13 protein-coding genes and 1 pseudogene are annotated in these 14,447 nt (G+C 62.5%); 7 read left to right on the forward strand and 7 right to left on the reverse strand.

Annotated elements, in window-relative coordinates; all coding sequences use genetic code 11:
- Nucleotides 1–75: 75 nt before the first annotated feature.
- Both GGQ64_RS14285 and GGQ64_RS14290 read right to left on the reverse strand, forming a co-directional pair.
- A pseudogene (locus GGQ64_RS14285) lies at nucleotides 76–1,421 on the reverse strand (LLM class flavin-dependent oxidoreductase).
- Nucleotides 1,422–1,522: 101 nt separating this feature from the next.
- Nucleotides 1,523–2,455 carry a TauD/TfdA dioxygenase family protein gene (locus tag GGQ64_RS14290; RefSeq protein ID WP_183805344.1) on the reverse strand — a complete coding sequence of 311 codons (933 nt, stop codon included), beginning with the start codon at nucleotides 2,453–2,455 and terminating at the stop codon, nucleotides 1,523–1,525.
- Nucleotides 2,456–2,792: 337 nt separating this feature from the next.
- On the opposite strand from GGQ64_RS14290, the gene GGQ64_RS14295 reads away from it, so the two are divergent.
- The 4 genes from GGQ64_RS14295 to GGQ64_RS14310 are packed head-to-tail and all read left to right on the forward strand — an operon-like array spanning nucleotide 2,793 to nucleotide 6,029.
- A complete protein-coding gene (locus GGQ64_RS14295) occupies nucleotides 2,793–3,080 on the forward strand; it encodes a DUF971 domain-containing protein (RefSeq protein WP_183805346.1) in 288 nt (95 codons plus the stop codon).
- A gap of 9 nt (nucleotides 3,081–3,089) precedes the next feature.
- Nucleotides 3,090–4,826 (forward strand): fumarate reductase/succinate dehydrogenase flavoprotein subunit, encoded by a 1,737-nt coding sequence (locus tag GGQ64_RS14300; protein WP_183805348.1) that lies wholly within the window; start codon nucleotides 3,090–3,092, stop codon nucleotides 4,824–4,826.
- An 11-nt stretch (nucleotides 4,827–4,837) separates the two neighbouring features.
- Nucleotides 4,838–5,071, forward strand: a complete 234-nt coding sequence (locus tag GGQ64_RS14305; RefSeq protein WP_183805350.1) for a 4Fe-4S dicluster domain-containing protein — start codon at nucleotides 4,838–4,840, stop codon at nucleotides 5,069–5,071.
- Nucleotide 5,072: 1 nt separating this feature from the next.
- Nucleotides 5,073–6,029, forward strand: coding sequence for a HEAT repeat domain-containing protein (locus tag GGQ64_RS14310; RefSeq protein WP_183805352.1), 957 nt, complete (start codon nucleotides 5,073–5,075; stop codon nucleotides 6,027–6,029).
- 17 nt (nucleotides 6,030–6,046) lie between these two features.
- On the opposite strand, the gene GGQ64_RS14315 is transcribed toward GGQ64_RS14310, so the two are convergent.
- Entirely contained in the window at nucleotides 6,047–6,853 is an 807-nt protein-coding gene (locus GGQ64_RS14315; RefSeq protein WP_425488511.1) for a Crp/Fnr family transcriptional regulator, read from the reverse strand.
- Between the two features lie 343 nt (nucleotides 6,854–7,196).
- Here GGQ64_RS14315 and GGQ64_RS14320 point away from each other — a divergent pair, with 343 nt between their 5' ends.
- The 3 genes from GGQ64_RS14320 to GGQ64_RS14330 are packed head-to-tail and all read left to right on the forward strand — an operon-like array spanning nucleotide 7,197 to nucleotide 10,227.
- Nucleotides 7,197–8,609, forward strand: coding sequence for an ABC transporter substrate-binding protein (locus GGQ64_RS14320; RefSeq protein WP_183805354.1), 1,413 nt, complete (start codon nucleotides 7,197–7,199; stop codon nucleotides 8,607–8,609).
- An 8-nt stretch (nucleotides 8,610–8,617) separates the two neighbouring features.
- Complete coding sequence (locus tag GGQ64_RS14325) at nucleotides 8,618–9,400, forward strand: ABC transporter permease (RefSeq protein ID WP_183805356.1); 783 nt, start codon at nucleotides 8,618–8,620, stop codon at nucleotides 9,398–9,400.
- Entirely contained in the window at nucleotides 9,400–10,227 is an 828-nt protein-coding gene (locus GGQ64_RS14330; RefSeq protein WP_183805358.1) for an ABC transporter ATP-binding protein, read from the forward strand. The genes GGQ64_RS14325 and GGQ64_RS14330 overlap by 1 nt, the downstream gene beginning before the upstream one ends.
- 47 nt (nucleotides 10,228–10,274) lie before the next feature.
- Here GGQ64_RS14330 and GGQ64_RS14335 read toward each other — a convergent pair whose 3' ends face one another.
- The 4 genes from GGQ64_RS14335 to GGQ64_RS14350 all read right to left on the reverse strand — a co-directional run bounded on the left by GGQ64_RS14335 (nucleotide 10,275) and on the right by GGQ64_RS14350 (nucleotide 14,442).
- Entirely contained in the window at nucleotides 10,275–11,489 is a 1,215-nt protein-coding gene (locus GGQ64_RS14335) for an MFS transporter (protein WP_183805361.1), read from the reverse strand.
- Nucleotides 11,490–11,652: 163 nt separating this feature from the next.
- Nucleotides 11,653–12,624 carry a sugar-binding domain-containing protein gene (locus GGQ64_RS14340; RefSeq protein WP_183805363.1) on the reverse strand — a complete coding sequence of 324 codons (972 nt, stop codon included), beginning with the start codon at nucleotides 12,622–12,624 and terminating at the stop codon, nucleotides 11,653–11,655.
- Nucleotides 12,625–12,722: 98 nt separating this feature from the next.
- Nucleotides 12,723–13,442, reverse strand: a complete 720-nt coding sequence (locus tag GGQ64_RS14345; RefSeq protein WP_183805365.1) for an amidohydrolase family protein — start codon at nucleotides 13,440–13,442, stop codon at nucleotides 12,723–12,725.
- Nucleotides 13,443–13,452: 10 nt separating this feature from the next.
- The gene (locus GGQ64_RS14350; RefSeq protein WP_183805367.1) at nucleotides 13,453–14,442 is read right to left on the reverse strand and encodes an ABC transporter permease; all 990 of its coding nucleotides are present in this window, start codon (nucleotides 14,440–14,442) and stop codon (nucleotides 13,453–13,455) included.
- Nucleotides 14,443–14,447: the final 5 nt, after the last annotated feature.

The raw sequence follows: 14,447 nt of genomic DNA on the forward strand, positions 1-14,447 counted from the left end.
CACGCAGCGATGTACTGGCCGCCGCCAGGAAGAAACACCCCGAGCTTGATTCGCGAGCCCGGCGTGCCATCTGCGTTACTCCGCAGCCACGGATTTAGGCTTGGGGTTCCAGCGCGGGACCTCCAGTCCGAGGTTCTCCCGTAGGGTCGCTCCCTCGTATTCGGACCGGAACAACCCACGCCGACGCAGTTCGGGAACGACGAGTTCGATGAAATCCGTCAAACCACCGGGCAGCGTGGGCGGCATGACGTTGAAGCCATCAGCTCCACCGTTTTTAAAGCGGTCCTCCAAGAGATCCACGATATCTTCGGCAGTCCCGACAACCTGCCAGTGTCCCCTCGCCCCGGCGATACGCTTGGCCAACTGGTTGATCGTGAGGTTGTCTTTCCGCGCCAGATCGAACAGCAGGTGTTGCCGGCTTTTCCCCCCGTTGGTTTCCGGCAACTCCGGCACCGGTCCGTCGAGTGGATACTGGGACAGGTCAAAATCGCCGATCATGTAGGATAGCAGTCCCACACCGACCGCGGGGTGGATCAGTTCTTGCAGTTCCTCGAATTTTTCCTCGGCTTCCTGTCGCGTGCGACCGACGACAGGGAATATTCCGGGCATGATCTTGAGCTGGCTCTCGCTGCGGCCATATTTTGCCAATCGACCCTTGAGATCGGAGTAGAATGCCTGGGCATCGGCAAGCGTTTGCTGTGCCGTGAAAACGACTTCCGCTGTGCGTGCTGCAAGTTCCTTGCCTGGCTCCGAGGAACCGGCCTGGACGACCACCGTGTGACCCTGTGGTGAGCGCGCGACGTTGAGTGGACCTTTCACTGAAAAATGCTTGCCGCGGTGCCCGAGGACATTCAGTTTTTCGTGGTCGAGATAAAGGCCTGTCTCCTTGTCATGAAGGAAAGCGGCGTCAGCATAACTGTTCCACAGGCCCAACACGACATCGATGAATTCTTCAGCCCGCTCGTAGCGTTCGTGGTGTCTGGGATGGGCCGTGTCCCAAAATTCTGAGCCTCGGCTTCAGTATTGGATGTGACAAGGTTCCAGCCCGCCCGGCCGTCACTGATGAGATCGAGCGAGGCGAAGCGTCGCGCCAATCCGTAAGGATCATTGTAGGTCGTTGACGCTGTCGCAGTGAGACCAATCCTGCTGGTTACGGCTGCAAGACCGGAGAGAAGCGTCGTCGGCTCAAAGAACGCGGACCTCGCAACGCGCGTCCCGGTCTCGGCGCTGGTGTCCTTGACAGCGACGATATCATCCAGAAAGACCATATCGAACTTGGCGGCCTCCGCCTGCTGGGCGATCTGCACAAAAGCCTTGAAGTTGGATCCGAGATCGGCCTGCGCGTCTTTCTGGCGCCATGCGGCAACGTGGTGCCCAGGCGACATCGCAAAGACCCCAAGCTTCATCTGCTTGTTCGACATGATTGATCCTTCTCATTGGACAAATGGAGTTTCTGCCAATTCCAAACAGCAACGTGGACGTATCGCGGGAGACCAAGACCTATAAGTGCGCCACCCGTGGTCTACCCGGCTTTCGTCACTGGAATCTTGGTAACTTTCGTGCGGGTGACGCTTCGACGGCCGTCCACGCCGACAGGCACATCACCGTCAACCGTGGCACGCCGAACCACCCGGTGCTGGTCGCCATAGTCGTTCACCGCATAGTGCTGCGTTGCACGATTGTCCCAAATCGCGACATCGCCGGCTTGCCAGTGCCAACGCACAGTGTTTTCAGGTGATGTGATATAGCTTTGTAAGATTTCGTAGAGTTTGGCGGAATCGCTTTTAGAGAGGCCGACGAACCTGCGGACAAATGAGCCCAGCAGCAACGTGCGCTCCTTGGTTTCCGGATGAACCCTGACCACAGGATGCTCGGTCTCGTAAACCGTGGATGTGAACACCTTATCGTAGTGTTCGGCCTCTTCGGCACTCGCTCGCGGCCGCGCCGCGGCATAGTCGTAGTCATTGCTATGGATCGCCCATAGGCCTTCAACCAGCAACTTCAGCGGCGGGGGAAGATCCTCATAAGCAGCATGGGTATTTGACCAGATCGTGTCGCCGCCGGCCGGTGGTACGACGACACCCCGAAGCACCGAGAACTTTGGATAGGCGTCGACGAAGGTCACGTCCGTATGCCATTGGTCAGCCCGCCCTCCGCCCCGTCCGGAGTCCAACTCCAGGATAGAGGAGGTCCCTTGGACGGCACCTTGCGTAGGATGGGGAACGAGGTCACCGAGCCGCCTGGCGAAGCGCTCCTGTTCCGCATCGTCCAAATGATCCTGCCCCCTGAAAAACACCACCTTGTGCCGCAGGAGTATGCGGTTGATCGCCGACACTGTCTGCTCCGGCAAATCACCCGACAACCTGACGTTTCTTACTTCAGCGCCGGTCCTGACGGTCAGCGGAATTATATCGGAGTCGGCTATTTCCTGCTCGGCCAGTACGGGCTTGGACATTTCATCCTCCATTGTTCAGCGTGACCACAAAACCGGAACTCTAGGTAACTAGAAAATATATTTTTTATATAGAAATTATAGACTAAAAAATTCAGCAATTGTGAAACGTTCGTCCAAGGCCAGTCCTTGACGCAGACGCTCAGCCGGTGTTCGACGCGCCGCTGCGTACTGGCCAGTGGATGTGCTCCAAACGCGTCCCGGTTCCTTAGATGGCTGGATGCCTTGGCTCAAAGGCCGTTGGGAGCAAGGAGGACGAAGCCGAACGTCCATGTTGGCAATTTATTGCGTGTTTCGGCTTCCTCGATTCCTAAGATGGGCGAGCCAATCAGGAAACGTCATGATCGCTCTCAGTCTCAAGGTCAACGCAGCCCGCAGCACCCTATCCGTCACCTGGGACGACGGCGTCGTGTCGGACATCCCGGCGGCGGCGCTGCGGGCGCATAGCCGCGCGGCCGGCCAGGTGCGGTCCCGCATCGACGGTCGGGCAGAAGTGTTCGAGGCGATCACGCTCACCGGCGCCGACCCCATCGGCGCCTATGCGGTGCGCCTCGTTTTCTCCGATGGTCACGACCGCGGCATTTACCCTTGGGTTTATCTGCGCGCGCTCGCCGATTCCACAGTTTGAGGAAAGAGAATGGACGATTTTGTCGACGGGCTTTCGGAAGTCACCTGTGACGTGCTGGTGATCGGCGGGGGAACCGCCGGGCCGATGGCGGCCCTCAAGGCCAAGCAGAAGAACCCGGCGCTGAACGTCGTGCTTCTGGAGAAGGCCAACGTCAAACGCTCCGGAGCGATTTCCATGGGAATGGACGGACTGAACAACGCCGTCGTGCCCGGTTATGCGACGCCGGAACAGTACACCAAGGAGATCACCATCGCCAACGATGGCATCGTGGACCAGGCTCCGGTCTTCAAATACGCCGCACGCTGCTACGACATCATCCAGGAGCTCGACCGTTTCGGCATCCGCTTCCAGAAGGACGCCAATGGCGACTTTGACCTCAAGAAGGTTCACCATCTCGGCACCTACGTGCTGCCCATGCCGAATGGCGAGACGGTCAAGAAGGCGCTCTATCGACAGTTGAAGCGCGAGCGCATCCTCATCTCGAACCGCATCATGGCGACGCGCCTGCTGACGGCGAAAGACGGACGCATCGCCGGCGCCGTCGCGGTCAACACCCGCACGGCCGAATTCCTGGTGTTGCGCGCCAAAACCGTCATCCTCTGCATGGGCGCGGCGGGACGGCTCGGGCTGCCGCATTCGGGCTATCTCTTCGGCACCTACGAGAACCCGACAAATTCCGGCGACGGCTACGCCATGGCCTATCATGCCGGTGCGGCGCTCGCCAATCTGGAGTGCTACCAGATCAATCCGCTGATCAAGGACTATAATGGCCCGGCCTGCGCCTATGTCGCCGGCCCTTTCGGCGCCTACACGGCCAATGCGGAGGGCAAGCGCTTCATCGAGAGTGATTGCTGGTCCGGCCAGATGATGCAGGAGTTCTACAACGAGCTGCAATCGGGCAAGGGGCCGGTGTTCCTCAAGCTCAACCACCTTCATCCCGATACGGTCGGCGAGATCGCGGACATCCTGCACAGGGTCGAGCGCCCGTCGCGCGGGCGGTTCCACGAGGCACGCGGCACCGATTATCGCGAGCGCATGATCGAAATGCACATCTCCGAGATCGGCTTCTGCTCCGGCCACAGCGCCTCGGGCGTCTTCGTCGACGAGTATGCGCGAACGACCGTGTCCGGCCTCTACGCCGCCGGCGACATGGCGAGCGTGCCGCACAACTACATGCTCGGGGCGTTCACCAACGGCGCCGTCGCAGGCGAACATGCAGCCGAGGTCGCGCAGGAGATCGACCTGCCGGACTACGACGCAGATTTCGTGCGGCTGGAACGCGAGCGGATCCTCGCCCCGACGCGGCGGACGGACGGCATTCCACCGAACCAGCTCGAATACAAGGCGCGGCGGCTCGTCAACGACTATCTGCAGCCGCCCAAGGTGACGGCGCGCATGCAGATCGGCCAGGCCCGGCTCGCCGAGGTGCGGGAGGATTTCGATATGGCGCTCGTTGCGCGCAATGCCCATGAATTGCTGCGGGCGCTGGAGGTCTCGTCCATTCTCGACTGCGCCGACATGGCGGCCCACGCCTCGCTGTACCGTACCGAAAGCCGCTGGGGACTCTATCACAACCGCGTCGATTACCCTGAAAAGGACGACGAGAACTGGTTCTGCCACACACTGCTTCGCAAGGTCGATGGCCGCATGGTCTCGGAGAAGCGCGCCATCCAGCCCTACATCGTGCCCATCGAAACCGAAGAGCGGACGGCCTACGAACGTCTGCGCGTTTCCAACCAAGCCTGACGAGAAAAACCATGCCGCTTGCTCTTTCCCCCACCGCCGTGCCCGTTGTCGTCGACGAGGCGAAGTGCATCGCTGACAAGGGCTGTACCGTCTGCGTCGACGTCTGCCCGCTCGATGTGCTGCGCATCAGCGATCTTACCAGCAAGGCCTATATGAAATTCGACGAGTGCTGGTACTGCATGCCCTGCGAGACCGACTGCCCGACCGGGGCTGTCACCGTCAACATCCCTTACCTGTTGCGCTGACATGAGCGTCTTCGACCCCTTCGAGGATTTCGGCGATGCCGAGGAAATCGCCCTCCGCCTCGCCGACGCCGATCCGGCCGTCCGCCGTCTCGCCGTCATCGATCTTGCCGAAGCGGCCAGCCCGGATGTCCTTCGGCATCTTCTCGCCGCGGCCGGCGACAGCGACGCGAGCGTGCGCCTCCAGGTGGCCATCGCGCTTTCGGATTTCGGCACGGCCGATGCCGCCGCCGGGCTCGCCGCGCTCGTGGCGGATGCGGATAACGGGGTGGCACGCGCCGCGGCGGACAGCCTCGCCGAGTTGAAGGACGCAGCCGCCGCGCCCGCCGTCCTGCCGCTCGCCACCCACGAAAGCGCCTTCGTCCGCGCGTCCGCCTTTCGCGGCCTCAAGGGGCTTCGCGCGCCGGCGGCGCTCGGTCCGGCACTCGCCGCCATGAAGGATGCGAGCGCAAAGGTGCGGGCGGAAGCGCTCGGCGTCGTCGCCTATCTCAAACGGGAGGAGACCCTGCCGTCGCTGATCGCGGCGACGCGTGACACGGATGCTTCGGTGCGGGCGGTCGCGGTCAACGCCCTGTCCTTCACCAGCCAGGGCGCCGCAGCCACTGCCGTCGCCGCTGCGCTAGACGATGAAAACTGGCAGGTAAGGGCCGCCGCTGCGGAATCGCTCGGCCGCATCGGCCATGCCTCGGCCATTGACGACCTGACGGTCGGGCTCGCGGACGACTATTGGCAGGTCCGGCAAAAATGCCTCACGGCACTCGGCCGGTTGAAGGCACTGCCGGCGGTCCAGGAGATTGCGGCCTTGCTGGCCAGCGACTTGCCCTCGCTGCGCAAGGAGGCGGCCGCAGCGCTAGGCGAGATCGCCGATCCGTCGACACGTGATGCGCTGACGGCCCATGCCTCCGATGCCGACCCCGACGTGCGCAAGACGGTGCGCTGGGCGTTGACTCGGATCGGTTAATTCCACCCGAAGCGCGGCTACGCGCCGCGCTTCGAGACCATCTCCATCAGCGCATGCGGGCTCTCGATGCGGATGTGGCGCGGCGTCACGGTGACGAGCCCATCCTTCTGGAACCGCTTCATCATCATCGTCACCCATTGCCGCGTCGAGCCGACCATGGCCGCGATCTGGTCATGGGTGACCTTGGCGTTGATGATGATTGCGCGCCCGTCGCGCACGCCGTGGAGATCGCCGAGATTGATGAGGAACTGCGCCAGGCGTTCGATGACCGAGCGGGTGCCGAGCATCTGCGCCATGGCGGAATAACATCGCCCCTTCGCCGCCAGCCCCTGCAGCAGACAGAGGGCGAAATTCGGCAGGTCGACGACCAGTTTCTTCAGCGCCGGCGCGGGAAGGAAGAGGATGCGGCAGCCGCTCAGCGCTTCGCCGGACCAGATATGGACACCGCCGCCGGTCATTTCCGGACCGCCGATGAAATGGCCCTTCGTCCAGTAGGCAAGCGTGATCTCGCGCCCCGAGGGTGCCGTATAGAACACCCGCACTTCGCCGGCCTCTATGATAAAGATGCCGCCGTGCCTGTCGCCCTGGGTGAAGATCGGTTCGCCCGTCTTGAAGGAAAGCTGGCGGCCATGCGCCTTCAGCTTTTCCCATTCCTCCGGCCTAAGGGCGTCGAGAAAATGTGCGCCTTCATCCAGACCCTCGACGCTTTCGCTGAGGAAGAGCGCCTGGTCGCCGGGAAGGATGACGGGGGCGGGCAGGTCGAGGACGGGGTTCTGTTTCGGGCGCACCTCCAGGTTGGCGGTCACGCGGACGTCGAGGCTCACATCGGTCTCCTTCACACCTAATCACTTTTAAAATTATACTTATTCTACCAATTAAGAAGAAAAATAATTGCGACTTCGGGAGTGAGCTTGGAAGATTGTCGTGTGGGGTCTTTTCGGATGCCTTTCTATAAGTAGATGATAACAAACGACTATTTCGATCTTTTTGGCGATAACCAGCTTGCCGCGCGCCCGGCGCCTCGCAGCCCGGTCGCTCCGCCGCGCGCAAGTAATTGCTTATGCCTTTGGGCCCGCCATTCCATAAATTTCGACGACAGCAGCTCGGCGATCGCCGCTGGGGTCAAGAGGCTCAGCGCCCTTCGGGGGCCCATCAAGAGGTATGACCATGACTTTGCGCGCCCACCTGGCTGCGATCACGCTCGCAACCCTCGGCTTCGTTTCGACGGCCGATGCCGAAACCATCCGTGTCGCGATCGGCACACAGGATACGACGATCAACACCGCCACGGGCGGCCTGCTGATCCGGGAGCTCAAGCTCCTCGAAAAATACCTGCCGCGGGACGGCAAGTATCAAGGCGCCGACTACGACATCCAGTGGAAGAACTTCACCAGCGGCGCGCCGATCACCAACGAGCAGATCGCCGGCAAGCTGGATTTCGGCGTAATGGCCGACTTCCCCGGCGCGTTTAACGGCCTCGCCCATATCAACGCCGGCCGCAAAAGCCTGTTCATCACGCCGCTTTCCGGCAGCGTCGGCGGCAGCGGCAACGGCATCGTCGTGCCGGCCGGCTCCGAGATCCAATCGCTTGCCGAACTCAAGGGCAAGACGATCTCCGTGCCCTTCGCCTCCACCTCGCACGGCATGCTGCTGCGCGCCGTCAAAGCCGAGGGCTGGGATGCGGAAAACGACGTCAAGATCATCACCCAGGCGCCGGAAGTCGCCGGGGCGGCACCGAAGGCGGGCCAGATCGAGGCGCATGCGGATTTCGTGCCTTTCGCCGAGCTCTTCCCCTGGCGCGGCATCGCTCGCAAGATCTATGACGGATCGCAGTCGAAGACGCCGACCTTCCATGGCGCGCTCGTCGACGCGGACTATGCGGAAAAATATCCCGAGATCGTGGTCGCCTACCTTCGCGCCGCGATCGAGGCCGATCAGCTGATCGCCAGGGAACCGGAGAAATACAGCGAGCTGATCGCCAAGGTCAGCGGCGTCGAGGCGGAGGTCGATTACCTCTTCCACGGCCCGCTCGGCCTGCAGACGCGCGACCTCACCTGGAAACCCGAATACCGCCAGGCCGTCGCGACGGCGATCGACACGCTCAAGCTTCTGAAAAAAACAGATCGCTCGCTCGACGTCAGCACCTTCGTCGACGACCGCTTCATCCGCGAAGCCTTCAAGGCCTCGGGTCTCGACTACGAGGCCGCGCTGGAGAACTATACCCAGCTTCCGCTCGAAGCGAAGGACGCTGCGACTGGCGAGGCGATCAGCGATGGAACCCGTGTCGCGCAGATCTGGGTGGAGGGCGAGCCGTTGGTCCGCAACTTCGCTTCCGCTGAAAACGCGCTCAAGTCTCTCAAGGTGCTCGAGGCCGAAGGCACGCCCGTTCGCGTATTTTATACGCAGGATCGCGAAAGCGGCATCAAGCTTCTTGGCGCCCAGGCCTGGTTCGTGCATGCCGACGGCGGCAAGGTCGAGGCCTTCCTGCTGAAGGAAAGGGCTGAAGCCTGGGCCAAGGCCAATGGCGGTAGCGTTCTCGACTTCGGTGCCGTCAAGGCATCCATCGTGGCCAGCAACTGAGGTCGGCCATGAACGCACATCCCGCCGGGCGCTGGATGCGCCGAGCAGGGTCCCTCGCCATCTGCCTTATCGCCTGGCAGATGGCATCGGTCCTGAGGCTCGATCTCGGTATCGTCACCTTCCGGAACGTGCCGCCACCCGTGGACGTCGCCGCGGCGGCATTGGATTTCCTGCGCTCGCCGCGGCTCTACGATCACCTCGCCAGCAGCCTTCGGAGGGTCCTGGCGGGCTATGGCATCGCGGCCGTCGCCGGTGTCGCGCTCGGCCTCGTTATCGGCCGGTCGCGGTGGCTCGCGGACTTTCTCCAGGCGCCACTCGAACTCCTGCGCCCGATCCCGGCCGTTGCTTGGATTCCGCTCGCCGTACTGATGTTCCCTTCGTCCGAATGGTCGATGATCTTCATCACCTTCACGGGCGCGCTGTTTCCCATCCTCATCAACACCGTTCACGGCGTGGAGAACGTCGATCCACGACTGATCGCCTCGGCGCGCAGCCTCGGCAGCACGCGAACGGCGATGCTCTTAGAAGTGATCCTTCCGGGAGCGGCGCCGAACATCGTCACCGGCCTCGTCATCGGCATGGGCACGTCCTGGTTCTGCCTCGTCACCGCGGAGATGATCTCCGGCCAATTCGGCATCGGCTATTATACCTGGGAGTCCTATACCTTGCAGAACTATCCCGAAATCATCGTCGGCATGATCCTGATCGGCCTGCTCGGCATGGGAAGCAGCGCGCTTCTGCGGGTGGCGGGCACAGCGCTTCTTCCCTGGCATGCAAAGGAGGGCCGATGATGAACAGCCACGACCCCAACCTTCACGCATTGACGGGTCGCATCAAGGCGCGGAACGTTTCGATCCGCCTCGGCCACGGCAGCAGCGCCTTCGAGGCGGTCAGCGATGTGAGCTTCGAGGTCTCGCCCGGCGAATTCGTCTGCCTGCTCGGCCCCTCGGGTTGCGGCAAGTCGACCCTGCTCGGTGCGCTCGCGGGCCATATCGCGCCCGCTGCCGGGACGCTGGCCGTGGACGGGGACGTCGTGAAAGGGCCTGGTCCCGAGCGGGGCATCGTCTTCCAGCATCATACGCTCTTCCCATGGAAGAGCGCCCGCGACAATGTCGCCTTCGGTCTCAAGATGCGGGGCGTGGCGCGCGGCGAGCGGCGGCGCGAAGCCGAGCGCATCCTCGAACTCGTCGGCCTCGACGGGTTTTTCGACCGCTATCCGCGCCAGCTCTCGGGCGGCATGCAGCAGCGCGTGGAGATCGCCCGCGTGCTCGTCAACAAGCCGCGGCTGCTGCTGATGGACGAGCCCTTCGGCGCGCTGGACGCCCTGACGCGGCTGCGCATGCAGGAACTGCTGCTCGACATCTGGGAACAGTTCCGCAAGACGATCGTCTTCGTTACCCATGACATCGACGAGGCGCTACTGCTCGCGGACCGCATCATCGTCATGAAGGCCCAACCCGGCCGCATCCATGAAGAGATCCGCGTGCCCTTCGAAAGGCCGCGCGGAACGGACATCATGGCGTCGGCGGATTTTGTACGCCTCAAGCAGCATTGCCTGCATCTGCTGCACAGCGATCGGCGCGCCGACACGCTCACCCGCCTGTCGCCCCTCGGGTGAACCGCTGAAACACGCGACCACTCCACGCGTCAACCTCAGCGGCCGCATCATTTTTCTTGCCCTTCATCGATTCGGGGCAGGAACCAGGCCAGCAGCCCGGCCAGCGGGAGGAAGGAGCAGAGCCGGTAGACAGCTTCGACGCCATAACTGTCAGCAAGACCACCCAGAATCGCCGCCGCGATACCGCCAAGACCGAAGTTCAAGCCGTAAAACAGTCCTCCGATCAGGCCGATGCGATTGGGCAAAAGGTCCATCGCATAGATCAGGATAGAGGCAAAGGCACTGGCCATGATCAGATTGATCAGCACTGTCAGCACACCCGTCCAGAACAGATCGGCATAGGGCAGGATCAGTGTCAGCGGCAGTGGCCCGAGCACCGATATCCAGATGATGCGGTAGCGCCCGATGCGATCTCCCACAATCCCGCCAATCAACGCACCTGCTGCCGAAGCCAGCAGGAAGACGAACAGCATCATCTGAGCAGAGGGGATCGAGAGGCCGAACTTATCCATCAGGAAGAAGGTGTAGAAGGACCGGAAGCTCTCGCCATAAGCATTCTTCGAAAACATCAGCAACGTCAGCACAACGAGGCCCACACCGATTGTGAGCGAGGTATGCCCGACGTGCCCGCCGCCATCCTTCTTGTCTCTCGAGCGCATCGCCACGAACTCGGCGCTGATCAGCCGCTGTTTGCTGCCGATCCAGACCAGCAGCATCATGGCTGAAAGGGCGGCAACGGCGAACCAGGCGAGGCTCGGCTGCCCCCAGGGTACGATTATCAGTGCCGCGAAAACCGGGCCAAGTGCACCTCCAGCCTGGCCACCGACCTGGAAGATGCCTTGCGCCAGCCCTTGTCGGCCGCCGGCGGCATAACGCGCCATCCGTGTTGCCTCGGGGTGGAAGATCGACGAGCCGATCCCGATCAAGGCGACAGAAACGAGAATGGCCGGATAGCTGGTCGCAAAGGCCAGACTCACCAGTCCTGACAGAGTGAACATCATCCCGACCACCGGCGAATACGGTGCAGGATGACGATCGGTCACCATACCGATCACCGGCTGCAACAGCGACCCGGCGATCTGAAAGGTCAGGGTGATCATACCGATCTGTACGAAATTCAACGCATAGACGTCCTTCAGGATCGGATAGGCCGCAGGGATCAAGGACTGCATCAAGTCGTTCAACAGATGCGTCAGCCCCAGCACCAGCAGCACAGCAATATGGGTTCTCGGGCGGGCCGCGGGCAGAATGGCTGTTGTCATGTGCTTGTCGTCGGATTTCTCGAAATGAGCGGACAGTGTAGTAGTTGTTCTACCCGCATCCTTGATCACAAGACCTGTGATAAGCAAGCGCGCAGTCCCTGAAAACGCCCGGTCCTGATGGCGAGAGAACGCTTCGACCACGGGCAAGGTGGCGGCGACCGCCTCAATCCATGCCGAGTACCAGCTTCGCCGTGTTCTCGTCGGTGATCAGCGCATTGGCGAGGCGACCGTGCAAGGCGGCGCGGATCGCCGGCGCACGGTGGACACCCGAGGCGACGATGGTCGTCGGCCGGTCGGCCGGCCGCGTGCGGATGAAGGACGTGAGCCGGTTGTGATAGTCGGCATTGACGATGACGCCTTCGGCCGAAATCGCGCAGCCGAGCAGCTCGCCGACTGCGCCGGCCGCCATTGCCTGTCCCAGTTCGGCGGCGGTGATGAAACCGTCCTTGTAGAGCGTCGCCTCCGGCCCCCAATAGCCGATGCCCATGACGAGGAGCGACGCCTCCGCCACCAGCGCATCAAGGACGCGGTGGCCGGGCTGGGTCTGCAGTAGCTCGCGCTCGGCCTCCGTATAGGTGACGACCGGGACAGGGAAGGGATAGCATTGCGCGTTCAGCCGTTCGGCAAGCCGCGTGCAGACGTCGTAGTGGGTGGCGCGGCCGTCGCGCGTCAGGTTGCCCATCAGCGAGACGCAGCGGTGTTGCGGCCGCTCCATCGGCGGCAGGCGGCGGGCGACCTCGCGCATCGCGCCGCCGCTGCCGAGCCCGATCGTCAGCGGCGCGACCTGGTCGAGGACCTTCTCGAGGTAGAAGGTCGCTTGCGTCGCGACGGAAGGGATGTCCTCAACACTGTCGCGTTCGCTCAGACAGACGTCGCAATAGACCAGACCGAAACGGTCGCGGAGGCGATCGGCCAGCTCGATGCATTTCGCCATCGGGTGGACGAGCTCGAAGCGGATCAGCCGCTCGGAATTGGCAAGCGCGATCAGCCGCTGCACGATCTGGCGTGAGACGTTGAGTTCGGTGGCGATCTGCTCCTGCGTCCGGCTCTTGAAGTAGTAGAGCCAGGCGGCACGTGCCGCCAACTCCAGTCGATGTTCCCCGGCCGGATCGGCCCGCTCAATATATCCTGACACGCTGTCTCACCCGGTCTTGTCCGCGCGCCCAGGCGCGGTGGCGATCCTCTAACATATGCGCCGCGCCACGCAATCGCGGACGCGGCGAAAGGCAATGGCTACAGCTTCAAGAGCCGCGCGATGTTGCCGCCGACGATCTGCCGGTAGCCTTCCTCGTCATCGGTCGCCCGGCGCATCTTCTGGAACTCGAACTCGTAGTCGACAAAGGGCGAATCCGTGCCCCAGATGACCTTGTGCGGGCCGATACGCTTTACCGCCGTCTGGATCTCGAAAATCGGCGCTCGCGAGGTCTCGAGATAGAGATTGTCGAATTCACCGGCAAAACTGATCGCCTGGTCGACCGACCAGAAGAAGCCCATATGCGCCATCATCAGCGACACTGTCGGGAAGCGCCTGGCCATGATGGCGAATTCCGGCGGGCTGTTGTAGAGGTCGCTCGCCCCATGCACGATGATGGGGAAGTCGAGCTCTTCCGCCACCTTGAACAACGGGTCGACAAGTTCCGGATCGGCCAGATGATAGCCGTTTATCGTCGGATGCAGCTTCAGACCCTTGAAGCCCCAATCGGAAATGCAGCGGCGAACGATGTCGGCGGCATCGCGCTCCCATGGATTGACGGCGCAATAGGGGATCAGCCGGTCCGGAAACTGTTCATAGGCATCCTTGACAAAATCATTGGTGAAATTGCCCTCGACGAAGGGAAAGACGACGCCCTTGGCGACGCCCGCCAGGTCGAGCTTGGCGACGAGCTCGGCGCCGGTCTGTACGGCGCCGGGCCGGTCGCCGAGGTGGTTGTGCGCATCGATGATCAGGGACATCTTCGTTCTCCTAGTGTGGGCGTTTCAGCGCGCCGATAGCCATAGCGAGCAGGATGAAGGCCCCGTTGAGGCCGTAGCGGAACGGCGCGCCCAGGCCGAGCAGGGTCAGGCCGTTGCCGAGGAAAGTGATGAACAGCCCACCGACAAGCACGCCCGGAATGGTGATTTCCGCCCTTCGCGACAGCAACGTGCCGAGATAGACGGCGGCAAAGGCGTCAAGCAGGTAGGGCTCGGCACCGCGCGGCACGGCAATGCCCGTGCGCGAGACAAGCGCCACGCCGGCCACCGCCGAAAGCAGGCCGGCGATGACGAAGCCGCCGGCAAACACCGCGCGGATGTCGATGCCGGCGAGCATCGCCGCGCGCGCATTGCCGCCGACTGCCTTCGCGCGCCGGGCAAAGGGCGTGAAGGTCATCACCGCCAGCATGATCATGAAGATGAGGATGCCGAGCAGGACCAAGGCCGAGATGCCGAATATCTTGCCCTGGCCGATGAAGAAGAAGGCGCGCGTCAGTCCACGCGGCAAGGAGAAGAGGATCTGCGGCTCGGCGCCATTGGTCATCATCAACTCGCCCGAGCGGATGATGAACATCATGCCAAGCGTGCCGATCACCGCCGGTACGCCGACATAGGCTGCGATGAGGCCGTTGACGAGGCCGATGCCGACACCGAAGGCGAGCGGCGCGGCGATGACCAGCCAGAGCGGCTGACCGTTCAGCACGAGGATCGCAGCGATCAGCCCCGCTCCGTCGGCGATCTGGGCGACGGAGAGATCGACGCCTCGCATCGACATCACCACGGCCAGTCCGAAGGAAATGACGATCAGCACCACGCTTTGGTGCATGACATTGGCGATGTTGGCGGGGCTCAGGAAAACCGGCTTGAGGATGGCGAAGACGACGAGCACGCCGAGCATGCCGATTGCCGGGCCATAGGTGCGCAGCATATCGACGAGGGTCGCCGACAAGGCTGGGTGCGGGGAGGTGGACGAGGTTTGCATCGGGC

The sequence above is a fragment of the Mycoplana azooxidifex genome, from assembly GCF_014196765.1.
GTDB lineage: Bacteria > Pseudomonadota > Alphaproteobacteria > Rhizobiales > Rhizobiaceae > Mycoplana > Mycoplana azooxidifex.

Excerpts from the sequence above, each read along its gene's own strand:
- GGQ64_RS14290 (WP_183805344.1), bottom strand. The coding sequence starts at position 2,455 with ATGTCCAAGCCCGTACTGGCCGAGCAGGAAATAGCCGACTCCGATATA.
- GGQ64_RS14295 (WP_183805346.1), top strand. The coding sequence starts at position 2,793 with ATGATCGCTCTCAGTCTCAAGGTCAACGCAGCCCGCAGCACCCTATCC.
- GGQ64_RS14300 (WP_183805348.1), top strand. The coding sequence starts at position 3,090 with ATGGACGATTTTGTCGACGGGCTTTCGGAAGTCACCTGTGACGTGCTG.
- GGQ64_RS14305 (WP_183805350.1), top strand. The coding sequence starts at position 4,838 with ATGCCGCTTGCTCTTTCCCCCACCGCCGTGCCCGTTGTCGTCGACGAG.
- GGQ64_RS14310 (WP_183805352.1), top strand. The coding sequence starts at position 5,073 with ATGAGCGTCTTCGACCCCTTCGAGGATTTCGGCGATGCCGAGGAAATC.
- GGQ64_RS14320 (WP_183805354.1), top strand. The coding sequence starts at position 7,197 with ATGACTTTGCGCGCCCACCTGGCTGCGATCACGCTCGCAACCCTCGGC.
- GGQ64_RS14325 (WP_183805356.1), top strand. The coding sequence starts at position 8,618 with ATGAACGCACATCCCGCCGGGCGCTGGATGCGCCGAGCAGGGTCCCTC.
- GGQ64_RS14330 (WP_183805358.1), top strand. The coding sequence starts at position 9,400 with ATGAACAGCCACGACCCCAACCTTCACGCATTGACGGGTCGCATCAAG.
- GGQ64_RS14335 (WP_183805361.1), bottom strand. The coding sequence starts at position 11,489 with ATGACAACAGCCATTCTGCCCGCGGCCCGCCCGAGAACCCATATTGCT.
- GGQ64_RS14345 (WP_183805365.1), bottom strand. The coding sequence starts at position 13,442 with ATGTCCCTGATCATCGATGCGCACAACCACCTCGGCGACCGGCCCGGC.
- GGQ64_RS14350 (WP_183805367.1), bottom strand. The coding sequence starts at position 14,442 with ATGCAAACCTCGTCCACCTCCCCGCACCCAGCCTTGTCGGCGACCCTC.